General features: G+C 65.1%; 8 protein-coding genes. 7 read left to right on the top strand and 1 reads right to left on the bottom strand.

The genetic code is table 11. The features are described from left to right. Window positions 1-278: 278 nt before the first annotated feature. On the top strand, window positions 279-1,574 hold the full coding sequence (locus KHO41_RS29810; protein WP_211956843.1) for an MFS transporter: 1,296 nt from the start codon (window positions 279-281) through the stop codon (window positions 1,572-1,574). Between the two features lie 29 nt (window positions 1,575-1,603). After that, the gene (locus KHO41_RS29805; protein WP_211956842.1) at window positions 1,604-2,815 is read left to right on the top strand and encodes a M20 aminoacylase family protein; all 1,212 of its coding nucleotides are present in this window, start codon (window positions 1,604-1,606) and stop codon (window positions 2,813-2,815) included. Window positions 2,816-3,702: 887 nt separating this feature from the next. Here KHO41_RS29805 and KHO41_RS29800 read toward each other — a convergent pair. After that, window positions 3,703-4,509 carry a hypothetical protein gene (locus KHO41_RS29800; protein WP_244874097.1) on the bottom strand — a complete coding sequence of 269 codons (807 nt, stop codon included), beginning with the start codon at window positions 4,507-4,509 and terminating at the stop codon, window positions 3,703-3,705. A gap of 177 nt (window positions 4,510-4,686) precedes the next feature. On the opposite strand from KHO41_RS29800, the gene gcl reads away from it, so the two are divergent. The 5 genes from gcl (at window position 4,687) to pyk (ending at window position 11,505) form a co-directional block, all read left to right on the top strand. Beyond that, a complete protein-coding gene (gene gcl, locus KHO41_RS29795) occupies window positions 4,687-6,471 on the top strand; it encodes a glyoxylate carboligase (RefSeq protein WP_211956841.1) in 1,785 nt (594 codons plus the stop codon). Window positions 6,472-6,602: 131 nt separating this feature from the next. Then, window positions 6,603-7,385, top strand: a complete 783-nt coding sequence (gene hyi / locus KHO41_RS29790) for a hydroxypyruvate isomerase (protein WP_211956840.1) — start codon at window positions 6,603-6,605, stop codon at window positions 7,383-7,385. Between the two features lie 69 nt (window positions 7,386-7,454). Then, window positions 7,455-8,375: a 2-hydroxy-3-oxopropionate reductase gene (gene glxR / locus KHO41_RS29785; RefSeq protein WP_211956839.1), complete on the top strand. Its 921-nt coding sequence runs from the start codon at window positions 7,455-7,457 to the stop codon at window positions 8,373-8,375. Between the two features lie 271 nt (window positions 8,376-8,646). Beyond that, on the top strand, window positions 8,647-9,954 hold the full coding sequence (locus KHO41_RS29780; protein WP_211956838.1) for a glycerate kinase type-2 family protein: 1,308 nt from the start codon (window positions 8,647-8,649) through the stop codon (window positions 9,952-9,954). An 87-nt stretch (window positions 9,955-10,041) separates the two neighbouring features. Further along, the gene (pyk, locus tag KHO41_RS29775; RefSeq protein ID WP_211956837.1) at window positions 10,042-11,505 is read left to right on the top strand and encodes a pyruvate kinase; all 1,464 of its coding nucleotides are present in this window, start codon (window positions 10,042-10,044) and stop codon (window positions 11,503-11,505) included. The last annotated feature ends 279 nt before the right edge of the window (window positions 11,506-11,784 follow it).

The raw sequence follows: 11,784 nt of genomic DNA, 5'->3' as shown, positions 1-11,784 counted from the left end.
ATGCGATGCGCGGCGGACGCCGCTTTCCCGCCGTCCCGCGCCAGTGCTGAGTTTCCTCGCCGGATTGGTACTTGTCCCGATATCCGCTGACCCCCGGTTATGACGGTGATTCGATTTGGTTATCAATATGAAAATATATGATTTTTTGTCCCGCCGCGTTTGCCTGAATACTTCATCGCAGTCATCGCCACCCCTCGGCCAGCGCGGATCCCGACCCACCGGCAACGAACAAGACCGGTCCCGCGTGCGCCTCCTACCCACCAGTTCGTGGAGACCGCATGAACGACGCCACCCTCGCCGCCGGCACCGGCACGCTTGCCAAGCCGGCGCGGCCGCAAAGCCAGTTCCGCCTGATCGCCGCCTGTTCGCTCGGCAATGCGCTGGAGATGTTCGACTTCACCGTCTACAGCTTCTTCTCGCTGCTGATCGGCAAGCTGTTCTTCCCGTCCGACAACCCCTACGGCTCGCTGCTGCTAGCCGTGGCAACCTTCGGCATCGGCTTCGTGATGCGCCCGCTCGGCGGCGTGGTGATCGGCAGCTATGCCGACCGCCGTGGCCGCAAGGCCGCCATGACGCTGACCATCGGGCTGATGGTGGCCGGCACGCTGTGCATCGCGCTGGCGCCGCCTTATGCATCGGCCGGCGTGTTCGGCTCGCTGATGATCCTGGCCGGGCGCCTGCTGCAGGGCTTCTCGCTTGGCGGCGAGATCGGCGCGTCCACCGCGATGCTGATGGAAGCGGGCGGCGTGCGCGGCCGCGGCTGGCGCGTGAGCTGGCAGCTCGGCAGCCAGGGCATTTCGGCGATGCTGGGCGCGCTCACGGGCGCAGCCCTGTATGCGCTGCTGCCGACTGAATCGCTCGAAAGCTGGGGCTGGCGCCTGCCGTTCCTGGTGGGCCTGCTGATCGCGCCCGTGGGCCTCTACATCCGCGCCAATCTCGACGAAACGCACCAGGCCGATGAACACGCGCCGAGCCCGCTCGGCGAGCTGTTCCGCAATCACTGGGCGACGGTCGTGAAAGGCATCCTGGCCACCACGGCCGGCACCGCGACGATGTACCTCGTGGTCTTCTTCATGCCGACCTACATGATCCGCGTGCTCAAGATGCCGCCGTCGCTGTCGTTCCTGTCGGGCTGCGTGACCGGACTCACGCTGACCGTGGTATCGCTCATCGCCGGCCGCCTGGCTGACCGCCTGACGAACCGCAAGCCATTGGTGGTCGCATCGCTCGTGTTCAGCATGGTCGCCGTGTATCCCGCGTTCTGGCTGATCAACGCCCATCCGAGCGTGCCGCTGGTGCTGTGCCTGTCGGCGCTGCTGACCGCCGGCATCAACCTCGGCACGACGCCGATGTTCCTGATGATGCTCGAGATGCTGCCCGCCGGCGTGCGCGCCAGCGGCCTGTCGGTGATCTACAGCGTCGGCGTGACCGTGTTCGGCGGCTCGTCGCAGTTCATCGTCACGTGGCTGCTCTCGCGTACCGGCAATCCGCTGTCGCCGGCCTGGTACATGCTGATTTGCGGCGCCATCACGCTGCTTGCCGTGCTCAGCATCCGCGAACGCCGCGTGCACTGATTCCCACCATTCTTCCGGAGACCCGATCCATGACCCGCGCACCCACGCTCAAGCCGTTCCAGTACCTGCCGCACCTGCTGCCGAACATCAGCATCGACGCCGAGACCTTCGTCGGCATCCGCCGCCAGATTCACTCGCATCCCGAACTTGGTTTCGAGGTCGGCGCGACCAGCAAGCTCGTGGCCACGCTGCTGAGCGAATGGGGCTACGAAGTTCATACGGGTATCGGCAAGAGCGGCGTGGTCGGACAGTTGAAGCGCGGCACCGGCAAGCGTCGTCTCGGCATCCGTGCCGACATGGATGCGCTGCCGATCATCGAAGCCACTGGCCTGCCCTATGCGAGCCAGCTGCACGGCAAGATGCATGCGTGCGGTCATGACGGGCACACCGCGATCCTGCTCGCTGCTGCGAAGGCCATTGCCGACCATCCCGATTTCGACGGCACGCTGAACCTGATCTTCCAGCCTGACGAGGAAAACCTCTGCGGCGCGCGGGCGATGATCGAGGATGGATTGTTCGAACGCTTCCCATGCGATGCGGTGTTCGCGTTGCACAACATGCCGGGTGTGCCGGCGGGCACGTTCCGCGTGCTGCCGGGGCCGGTCAGCCTGTCGTCGGACGTGGCAGACGTGACCATCAAGGGCGTTGGTGGTCATGGTGCGATGCCCCATCGTGCGCGCGATCCGATCGCTGCGTCGGCGGCCATCGTCACTGCATTGCAGACCGTCGTGGCACGCAATGTCGCGCCCGATGACACGGCGGTGGTGTCAGTCGGCTTTATCCGCGGCGGCGCGACGCATAACGTGATTCCGGAGTCCGTGACGATCGGGCTGAACGTGCGTGCGGCACGGCCGGAAACGCGCGCCATGGTCGAGCAGCGCATTCGCGAGATCGTGTCGCTGACCGCGCAGGCGCATGGTGTGGAAGCGGAGATCGATTACCGGCAGCTCACGCCGCCGATGGTCAATGCCGAAGCCGAAACGCAGCTGGCGCAACGTGTGTGTTCGGAACTGGTGGGTGCGGAGAATGTGGTTACGCAGGCGCCCAAGGGGCTGAATGGCAGTGAAGATTTTGCGTGGATGCTGAATGAGGTGCCGGGGTGCTATCTGATTCTTGGCAACGGGGAAGGCGAGTTCGGCGGGTGCATGGTGCATAACCCGGGGTATGACTTCAATGATGCTGTTTTGCCGCTGGGCGCGGCGGCCTGGGTTAGGTTGGTGCAGGCCTATTTGGTTGGTTGATTGACAGCTTGTTGTTTCTGGCTTGCGCGGCTGTTTCTTCTGGCGTAGGCGGCGGGGGGGCTTGGTTGGGATTGGGTTGTCGTGCTTGGCTGGCGCCGCGGTTTCGCCGGCGTAGCCGGCGAGTCACTTTTAGTCCGAGCGACAAAAAGTAACCAAAAAGCGCGTCGTTGCCGCTGGCCATCAATTCCACGGTGGCAGTCGTTCAAACGGCTTTGGACGCCTGCGATGGTGGTCAGCCGTTCGACCCTGCTACGCCATGTGAGTCAGAACCTGTGCCTCACGCGGCACGGTTTTTGGACGATCCCCAAGACGGACTCGGGTACAGCGTTTCAAAAAGATCAGTGGTGGGACGCCTTCGGCTGCGCTGCGCGCGCGTCGTCGTCTGGGGGCAAGCTCATCAACGTGGCTAGCGCCCGAGTGCCCCTTCTCTCTACTTCGCGCATGCAATGCGCGGGCCTCGTTACCGAGGCGTGGTTTGCCCTGGGCTGGCGACTTCAGACTAGGGCTCTGCGCATAGCGCAGCCGAAGGCGATCACACGATATCGCCCGCAGCAGGGGCCACAGACGCTTGCAGGGCTCGTCCAATCAGCGCGGTAATTCCTCTCTCGGTCGTGCACCACGCGGCAGGCAGCGGAAATCCCCTCTGAAGCCCATACCCGTACAACACCCTCAGCACACTACGATAAAAATTCGCCCCTTTGGGGCAACCAAAACGCGTTTTTGGTTACTTTTGTCGCTCGGACAAAAGTGACTCGCCGGCTACGCCGGCGAAACAGCAGCGCCAGCGAAGAGCGACCACCCACCCAAACGAGAAGCCCCGCCGGCTACGCCGGCGAAACAGCGGCGCCCGCCAAGAGCGCTAACCCAGCCCGAACGAGGCCCCACCCTTAACCCCTCAACCTCCCATTAATCTCCACCGCCTCCCCCAACACATGCAACAGCCGCCGCAACGGCCGGCTGCATTGCACGTGCACGTACAGGTAGAACGCGGCACCCACGACCACCATCACGGCATACAGCCACAGCAGCGATCCCTTCATCTCCGCCTGATGCGGCAGCGGATGGAGCCCGCTGATCAGCACCAGTGCCGCCGGCGCCAGAGCAAGCAGCAGCCCCACGGTGCGCGCCATCCCTTCCCATAACCGCAATTGCAGCGCCACTCGCCGTTGCCGTGCCTGCAGCTGCAGCGGATGAATCCGCCCAAGCCGCCGCAGCAGCGCATTCTCGATAGCGCCGTCGAGATCCATCTGCGTGGCCTGCCAGCGCAGCGGGTTACGCACGACCGCCAGCACACTGGGAAGTCGCATCAGCCCCGCGCCCGCATAGCAAGCCGCCGACAGCACCAGCAGCGCCTCGGTCAGCCGGATCGACCATGGCGCCAGCGGATGCTTGAGCACCAGCCGCCAGATGGCCAGCCCGGCCGCGGCAATGAGCGTTGCCACCAGTGTGCCCACGAAGCCGAGCCAGAACGCGCGCCCGAGCCGCTGCGGCCATGGCGTCGCCCCCACTGCGCTCACGGACGCCGGGACGGGCGCGGGCGCCGGCGCGGCGGCAAGGGCCTCAAGCAATTCATAGGTGGACGGTAGCCGGGAGTACATGGCGGGAAAAATCGGGGTCTGGTCGGCGCGGGAAATCCCGACATTGTCGCCGCAGCCGCTTGGCGAGGATAGCGTTTCGCGTATCCCGATCGTCACATCCCATCTGGAATCCCGGCGCGCCGGGCACGGACGCCAACCGTCCATCGCGGCTTCCAAGGCCAAATTACAAACTCCAGGTATCGAATCAACTGATCTCGCTTCCCTTTATCCGACACCCGTTGCGGGAATAGGATCAACTCCAACGGAAAACCCACCCCAACTGGAGACAAGATCATGGCAAAGATGAGAGCAATCGACGCGGCCATCGCGGTGCTGGAGAAGGAAGGCGTGACCACGGCGTTCGGCGTGCCGGGCGCGGCGATCAACCCGTTCTACTCGGCGATGCGCAAGTCGGGCAACATCAGCCACGTGCTGGCCCGCCACGTCGAAGGCGCCTCGCACATGGCCGAAGGCTACACCCGTGCCGAGCCGGGCAATATCGGCGTCTGCGTCGGTACCTCGGGCCCCGCCGGCACCGACATGATCACCGGCCTGTACTCGGCGTGGGCGGATTCGATCCCCATTCTCTGCATTACGGGCCAGGCCCCGCGCGCCCGCCTGTACAAGGAAGACTTCCAGGCTGTCGATATCGAATCGATCGCCAAGCCCGTGACCAAATGGGCCGTGACCGTGCGTGAGCCGGCACTGGTGCCGCAAGTGTTCCAGCAGGCGTTCCACATCATGCGTTCGGGCCGTCCGGGTCCGGTGCTGGTCGACCTGCCGTTCGACGTGCAGGTGGCCGAGATCGAATTCGATATCGAGACCTACCAGTCGCTGCAGCCGTACAAGCCGGCCGCCTCGCGCGCCCAGATCGAGAAGGCAATCTCGATGCTGAACGCGGCCGAGCGCCCGCTGATCGTGTGCGGCGGCGGCGTGATCAACGCTGACGCGTCCGACCTGCTGGTCGAGTTCGCCGAACTGGTCAACGTGCCGGTGGTGCCGACGCTGATGGGCTGGGGCGTGCTGGCCGACGACCACCCGCTGCAAGCCGGCATGGTCGGCCTGCAGACCTCGCACCGCTACGGCAACGCCACGCTGCTCGCTTCGGACTTCGTGATGGGCATCGGCAACCGCTGGGCTAACCGCCACACCGGCAGCGTCGACGTCTACACCAAGGGCCGCAAGTTCGTGCACGTCGATATCGAGCCCACCCAGATCGGCCGCGTGTTCGGTCCGGACCTGGGCATCGTGTCGGACGCCAAGGCCGCGCTGGAACTGTTCGTCGAAGTCGCCCGTGAAATGAAGATGGCCGGCCGCCTGCCGTGCCGCAAGTCGTGGGTTGCCGACGTGCAGAAGCGCCGCCGCACCATGCAGCGCAAGAGCGACTTCGACAACGTGCCGGTCAAGCCGCAACGTGTCTACCGCGAGATGAACCAGTACTTCCCGCGCGACGTGCGCTACGTCAGCACGATCGGCCTGTCGCAGATCGCCGCGGCGCAGTTCCTGTCGGTCAACGAGCCGCGCCACTGGATCAACTGCGGCCAGGCCGGGCCGCTGGGCTGGACCATCCCGGCTGCGATCGGCGTGAAGACCGCTTCGCCGAACTCGGACGTGGTGGCGATCTCGGGTGACTACGACTTCCAGTTCATGATCGAAGAGCTGGCCGTGGCCGCGCAGTTCAAGGTGCCGTACATCCACGTGGTGGTGAACAACTCCTACCTCGGCCTGATCCGCCAGGCACAGCGCGGCTTCGAGATGGACTACTGCGTGCAGCTCGCGTTCGACAACATCAACGCGCCGGAACTGAACGGCTACGGCGTGGACCACGTCAAGGTCGTCGAAGGCCTGGGCTGCAAGGCGATCCGCGTGTTCAAGCCGGAAGACATCGCCCCGGCGTTCGCCGAAGCGCGCGACCTGATGGCCGAGTTCTCGGTGCCGGTGGTCGTCGAAGTGATCCTGGAACGTGTGACCAATATCGCGATGGGCACCGAGATCGACAACATCAACGAGTTCGAGCCGATCGAGGACATCGAGGACATCGAAGAAGCGATCCTGAAGGAAGAAGTGGAAACGGCGTAAGCAAGCCTCCACACGCAGCGCGGGCAACAGGCCCGCGCTGCTGTCAGCGCCCCCTGTTTTTGCAGCAGATAAGAAAGCAGTAGCGGCTCCGCACCGGCGGAGCGACAACCACAATTAAACCGGAGAGATTCATGACCAAACTTGCGGCAAACCTCACCATGCTGTTCAACGAAGTGGGCTTTCTCGACCGCTTCGAAGCCGCCGCGCGCGCGGGCTTCCGCGGCGTGGAATTCCTGTTTCCGTATGCGTTTCACGCGGACCAGATCGCGGACCGCCTGAACCGCTTCCAGCTGGACCTGGTGCTGCATAACCTGCCGGCCGGCAAGTGGGATGCGGGCGAGCGCGGCATTGCGTGCCACCCGGACCGCGTGAGCGAGTTCCAGGACGGCGTGGGCGAGGCCATCAAGTACGCCAAGGTGCTCGGCGTGCGCCAGCTCAACTGCCTGGTCGGCATCCAGCCGCAGAACGTGAAGCGCGAGCAGGCGCAGGAAACGCTGGTGGAGAACCTGCGCTTCGCCGCCAATGCACTCGCCGCCGAGCATATCGACCTGCTGATCGAGCCGATCAACACCTTCGATATCCCGGGCTTCTTCCTGTCGCGCACGCAGCAGGCGGTGGACCTGATCAATCAGGTCAACGCGCCGAACCTCTACGTGCAGTACGACATCTATCACATGCAGCGCATGGAAGGCGAGATCGCCAACACGATCAAGGCCAACCTGCCGAAGATCAAGCATGTGCAGCTGGCCGACAACCCGGGCCGCAACGAGCCGGGCACGGGCGAGCTGAACTACCAGTTCCTGTTCAAGTACCTGGACGAGATCGGCTACACCGGCTGGATCGGCTGCGAATACAAGCCGAAGACCACAACCGAAGCTGGCCTGGGCTGGCGCGCCGCCCACGGCGTGCAGTAACAGCGGGCAGTAACGGGTTACCGCACACGCAATCCATCACAGACTTAACATCCAATCGGAGACATCAACATGGCAAACCAACGCAACGTCGGCTTCATCGGTCTGGGCATCATGGGCGCACCCATGGCGGGCCACCTGCGCGCCGCCGGCCACACGCTGTTCGTGCATGACGTCAACCCGGCCCCGCAAACGCTGGTCGATGCAGGCGTGACCGTCTGCACCAGCGCCGAGGAAGTCGCCAAGCGTGCCGACATCATCGTCATCATGGTGCCGGACACGCCGCACGTCGAAGCCGTGCTGTTTGCCGACAAGGGCGTTGCCGCCGCGCTGAAGGCCGCCGGCAAGGAAGCGAGCTACAGCAAGATCGTGGTCGACATGAGCTCGATCTCGCCGATCGCGACCAAGGACTTCGCTGCACGCATCAACAAGCTGGGCGCTTCGTACCTGGACGCACCGGTGTCCGGTGGTGAAGTGGGCGCCAAGGCCGCATCGCTGACGATCATGGTCGGTGGTCCGGAAGAAGCGTTCGACCAGGTCAAGCCGCTGTTCGAGCTGATGGGCAAGAACATCACGCTGGTCGGCGGCAACGGCGACGGCCAGACCACCAAGGTGGCGAACCAGATCATCGTCGCGCTGAATATCCAGGCCGTGTCCGAAGCGCTGCTGTTCGCCTCGAAGGCCGGTGCCGATCCGGCACGCGTGCGCCAGGCGCTGATGGGCGGCTTTGCTGCGTCGCGCATCCTGGAAGTGCACGGCGAGCGCATGGTCAAGCGCACGTTCGATCCGGGCTTCCGCATTGAACTGCACCAGAAGGACCTGAACCTGGCACTGCAAGGCGCCAAGGCGCTGGGCGTGGCGCTGCCGAACACCGCTACCGCGCAGGAACTGTTCAACACCTGTGCTGCCAACGGCTTCGGCAAGTCTGACCACTCGGCCCTGTGCCGCGCGATCGAGATCATGTCGAACCACGATATCGCCAAGGCCAAGTAAGACGGATCGACCCGCCACAGGCGGGTTTCTCCCCTCTCCCACGCGTGGGAGAGGGGTCGGGGGGGGGGGGGGGGGGGGCCCCCCCCGGGGCTGCCACGAAGCGAGGGGCGTCGTTGCTGCTAGCGCCGGCCCTCACCCCCAGCCCTTCTCCCGCAAGCGGGAGAGCGGAGGACCCAATGCCATTGCAGTGCCAGTAGCAGCAAATGTAGTTGCAGAACACCGCCGTCCCCCTCGCCGGGGACGGCCTCAGTTTCAGTTCCCAGGATTCCCCATGCTCGACACCGAAACCAGCGCCGTCCTGCTGACCCCGCAGCGTCCCAGTCTCCAGCCGCGCACCCTGCTGCGCGACCTGTTCGATACCGCCGTGGCATCGGTCAGCGCCAGCCACTGCCTGCCCCCGCATCTGCCGCAGCCGCCGAAGGGCCGCACCGTGGTAATCGGTGCCGGCAAGGCCGCCGCCGCGATGGCGCAGGCTGTCGAAGCGCACTGGCAAGGCGAACTGAGCGGACTGGTGGTGACGCGCTATGGCCACGGCGCCGACTGCAAGCGCATCGAAGTCGTCGAAGCCGCCCATCCGGTGCCCGATGAAGCGGGCGCGCGCGCCGCGCAGCGCATGGTCGAACTCGTGCAGGGCCTGACCGCTGACGATCTCGTGCTGTGCCTGATTTCCGGTGGCGGCTCCGCGCTGCTCGCCGCGCCCGCGCCTGGTATCTCGCTCGCCGACAAGCAGGCTGTGAACAAGGCCTTGCTGCGCAGCGGCGCGAGCATCGGCGAAATGAATTGCGTGCGCAAGCACCTGTCGGCGCTCAAGGGCGGACGCCTCGCGTTGCATTGCGCACCGGCGCGTGTCGAGACGCTGCTGATCTCCGATATTCCCGGCGATGACCCGACGCTGATCGCGAGCGGCCCGACGCTGCCCGACGCGACCACATGCGCCGATGCGCTCGCCGTCATCGCCAAGTACGGCATCGAGGTGCCGGCCAATGTGCGCGCGCACCTGGAGAGCGGCGCCGGCGAAACGCCGAAGCCCGGCGATGCCCGTTTCGAGGGCCATCGCAGCGTGACGCTGGCCACTGCGCAGCAATCGCTCGAGGCTGCGGCGGCACGTGCGCGCGAACTCGGCTTCGAAGCGCACATCCTGTCCGATTGCATTGAAGGCGAAGCGCGCGACGTGGCGCTCGTGCACGCGGCCATCGCACGCCAGATCGCACAGCACGGCCAGCCCTTCAGCAAGCCCTGCGTGCTGCTGTCCGGCGGCGAGACTACCGTGACCGTGCGTGGCAAAGGCCGTGGCGGACGCAATGCGGAATTCCTGCTGTCGCTGGCGGTCGCGCTCGACGGCTTGCCCGGCGTGCATGCGATTGCGTGCGATACCGACGGCATCGACGGCTCCGAAGACAACGCCGGTGCGCTGCTTGCACCCGATACGCTGACCCGCGCCGCGGCGCGCGGCCTGTCGGCACGCGCGCATCTGGAAAACAACGACGGCTATGGCTTCTTCGCCGGCGTGGACGACCTGATCGTGACCGGCCCGACCCGTACCAACGTGAACGACTTCCGCGCGATCCTCATCGTCTGAGCATCGTCGCAGCAGCAACACCGAACCGAACTGCATTACCGGCGCGCCACGACGGCGCGCCGTTTCGAGAATGGAAGAGGAGACATCATGAGACGCCAGCGCAAAGCCAAGATCGTTGCCACGCTCGGTCCCGCGAGCACCGATATCGCGGTGATCCGACAGCTGTTCGAAGCCGGGGCCGACGTGTTCCGCCTGAACTTCAGCCACGGCACGCATGAAGACCACCGCGCGCGCTACGACGCCGTGCGCCAGATCGAGGCCGAGACCGGCCGCCCGATCGCGGTGCTGGCTGACCTGCAAGGTCCGAAGCTGCGTATCGGCGTATTCGCCGCCGGCAAGGTCGCGGTGCGCGCCGGCGATTCGTTCGTGCTCGACAGCGATCCGACGCCCGGCGACGGCACGCGCGTGCACCTGCCGCATCCGGAACTGTTCCACGCCGCGCAGCCGGGCCAGTCGCTACTGATCGACGATGGCAAGGTGCGCCTCGCGATCGAATCCGTGGCGAGCGGCAGCATCGCCACGCGCGTGGTGAACAACGGCACGCTGTCGGACCGCAAGGGTGTGAACGTGCCTGACGCGGTGATCCCGATTCCTGCGCTGACCGAGAAGGATCGCAAGGACCTGGACTTCGCGCTGTCGCTCGGCGCGGACTGGATCGGCCTGTCGTTCGTGCAGCGCCCGTCCGACATCGTCGAAGCGCGCGAAATCGTCGGCACGCGTGCCGGCATCCTGTCGAAGATCGAAAAGCCGGCCGCGCTGCAGCAACTCGAAGAAATCGTGCGCGTGTCGGATTCGGTGATGGTCGCGCGTGGCGACCTCGGCGTGGAACTGCCGCCCGAGCGCGTACCCGGCGTGCAGAAGCGCATCCTGCGTGTGTGCCGCCAACTCGGCAAACCCGTGGTGATTGCTACGCAGATGCTTGAGTCGATGATCGACTCGCCGGTGCCGACGCGCGCCGAAGCATCGGACGTGGCCAGCGCGATCTATGAAGGTGCTGACGCGGTGATGTTGTCGGCGGAGTCGGCCAATGGCCGCTACCCCGTGCCGGCGGTGTCGATGATGAATCGCATCGTCACCGAGGTGGAGCGTGACCCGCTCTATCGCAATTTGCTCGACGCGCAGCACGAGACGCCGCTGAACACGCGGCAGGATGCGATTTGCGCGGCGTTGCGCGAAGTCACGCAGATCATTGGTGCTGTGGCGACGGTGACCTACACGTCGTCCGGCGCCACGGCGCTGCGCGCTGCGCGTGAACGGCCTTGCGCGCCGATCGTCAGCATCACGCCGAACCTGGAGATTGCACGTCGGCTGGCGATTGCATGGGGGATTCACTCGACCGTGAGCCCGGATGTGAAGAGCGTTGACGAGATGGTCGAAGCAGCTACGCGTGCCGCGCTCGTCGAAGGCTATGCCGCGCCGGGCGATCAGATCACGATTGCTGCAGGGATGCCGTTTGGGCAGGGTGGGACGACCAACCTGCTGCGCGTGGCGGAAGTCGGTGGCAATGCGGTGGCTGGGGTCGAGTCCGTGCGGGAGACTGCTACGGTTTGATTTTTTTGTCGTCGGGCGCTGGCAGCGCCCGGATGGTGTTGATTGCCGCCCGTCACCCGCGAGGGCCTTTTTTGAGGCTGCGCGGGTGACGTTTTTTGTTTTTTTGGGGGTGATGGGTGTTGTTTGATGGGTTGTCGTTCTTGGCATGCGCCGCTGTTTCGCCGGCGTAGCCGGCGAGTCACTTTTTGTCCGAGCGACAAAAAGATGGAATGAACGCGCCCCGGCCCACTAAGCAGAAGGCAGCGGCAATTCAGTTGTAGATCTGGGGAACGTGAGCGA

The sequence above is a fragment of the Cupriavidus numazuensis genome (assembly GCF_905397435.1).
GTDB lineage: Bacteria > Pseudomonadota > Gammaproteobacteria > Burkholderiales > Burkholderiaceae > Cupriavidus > Cupriavidus numazuensis.
This window is presented reverse-complemented; position numbering and strand designations above follow the sequence as displayed.

Bases quoted from the DNA above. Each gene is read 5' to 3' on its own strand.
- KHO41_RS29805 (WP_211956842.1), top strand. From the start codon at position 1,604: ATGACCCGCGCACCCACGCTCAAGCCGTTCCAGTACCTGCCGCACCTG.
- gcl (WP_211956841.1), top strand. From the start codon at position 4,687: ATGGCAAAGATGAGAGCAATCGACGCGGCCATCGCGGTGCTGGAGAAG.
- pyk (WP_211956837.1), top strand. From the start codon at position 10,042: ATGAGACGCCAGCGCAAAGCCAAGATCGTTGCCACGCTCGGTCCCGCG.
- glxR (WP_211956839.1), top strand. From the start codon at position 7,455: ATGGCAAACCAACGCAACGTCGGCTTCATCGGTCTGGGCATCATGGGC.
- KHO41_RS29780 (WP_211956838.1), top strand. From the start codon at position 8,647: ATGCTCGACACCGAAACCAGCGCCGTCCTGCTGACCCCGCAGCGTCCC.
- hyi (WP_211956840.1), top strand. From the start codon at position 6,603: ATGACCAAACTTGCGGCAAACCTCACCATGCTGTTCAACGAAGTGGGC.
- KHO41_RS29810 (WP_211956843.1), top strand. From the start codon at position 279: ATGAACGACGCCACCCTCGCCGCCGGCACCGGCACGCTTGCCAAGCCG.